Source organism: Mesorhizobium sp. M7A.F.Ca.CA.004.04.2.1 (genome assembly GCF_004022825.1).
In the GTDB taxonomy this organism is placed as follows: domain Bacteria; phylum Pseudomonadota; class Alphaproteobacteria; order Rhizobiales; family Rhizobiaceae; genus Mesorhizobium.
The window spans coordinates 1-1,255 of sequence record NZ_RZPH01001356.1; the positions used below are offsets into that span (position 1 = coordinate 1).

Genomic DNA, 1,255 nt, shown 5'->3' on the forward strand with positions numbered 1-1,255 from the left:
CCAGCTCCACTTCGACCACACCCGGCACCGCGCGCATCGCCGAAGCGATCTGCGGCGAAATCCGGTAGCGGTTCGGCAGCTCGATCTCGATTTCGCCCTCGCCTTCGTCCTTGATCAGCACGAAGCTGACCTGCCCCTCGCCCCTGACAGTCAGTTGGCCGGCCAGCGTGTTGATCGGCGAGGCGTTGCGCACGAAGATGCGAAGTGCCTTCTGGATACGGCTTGCCTCGTCCTCCAGCGACTGCACCGAGTTGATGCGCAGATTGACGCCTTCCGGCCTGTCCTCGGCGGCAACGGTGATGACCACGGAGCGGCCGGCCTCGAGCAGATCGCGATATTGCGCCAGTCCTTCGGAAAACAGCACGGCTTCGTACTGGCCGGATGTGTCGGAAAAGGCGATAACGCCCATCTTGTTGCCGGTGCGCGTCTTGCGCTCCTGCTTGGACGTCACCGTGCCGGCCAGACGGCCGGCGGCGGCACCGCGTTTGACGGCCGCCGAAAACTCGGCCCAGGTCTGAACCCGCATCTTCTGCAGGGCTGCCTTGTACTCGTCGAGCGGGTGCGCCGAGAGATAGAAGCCGACCACCTGGAATTCACGGTGCAGCCGGTCGGCGGCGAGCCATGGCTCCGTCGCCGGCAGATTAAGTGCCTGCGACTGGGCGCCGAGCGAAGCGCCGAAGATGTCGTGCTGGCCGGAAACCGCGTTCTGCTGCGCCAGCGACGCCAGTCCCATCATGCGTTCCACGCCCGCCATCATCGATGCGCGGTCGTGGCCGAAGCAATCGAGCGCGCCGGCCATGATCAGGCTTTCGAAGACACGCTTGCCGACGATCTTGGGATCGACCCGCTCGCAGAAATCGGCGAGGTTCTTGAACGGCTTTTCGCCACGCTGGGCAACGATGTGCTCGACCGCAGCGTCGCCGACACCCTTGAGCGCTGCCAGCGAATAGTAGATGCGGTTCTCACCGACCTCGAAGGGGCGAAAGCTCGACATCACCGAAGGCGCCAAAACCTCGATACCAAGGCGCAGCGCGTCCTGGCGGAAATCGGCGAGCTTATCGGTGTTGCCCATGTCGAGCGTCATCGACGCCGCCAGGAACTCGACCGGATAATGCGCCTTGAGATAGGCGGTCTGGTACGAAACCACCGCATAGGCGGCGGCGTGCGATTTGTTGAAACCATAGTCGGCGAACTTGGCCAGCAGGTCGAAAATGAAGTCGGCTTGCGGCTTGCCGACGCCACGCTCGACCGCGCC

The 1,255-nt window shown here is 63.9% G+C and carries 1 protein-coding gene; it reads right to left on the reverse strand.

Annotated elements, in window-relative coordinates:
• The coding region (locus EN893_RS34525; RefSeq protein WP_245490962.1) for an OB-fold nucleic acid binding domain-containing protein at nt 1–1,255 on the reverse strand (1,255 nt) is incomplete at both ends.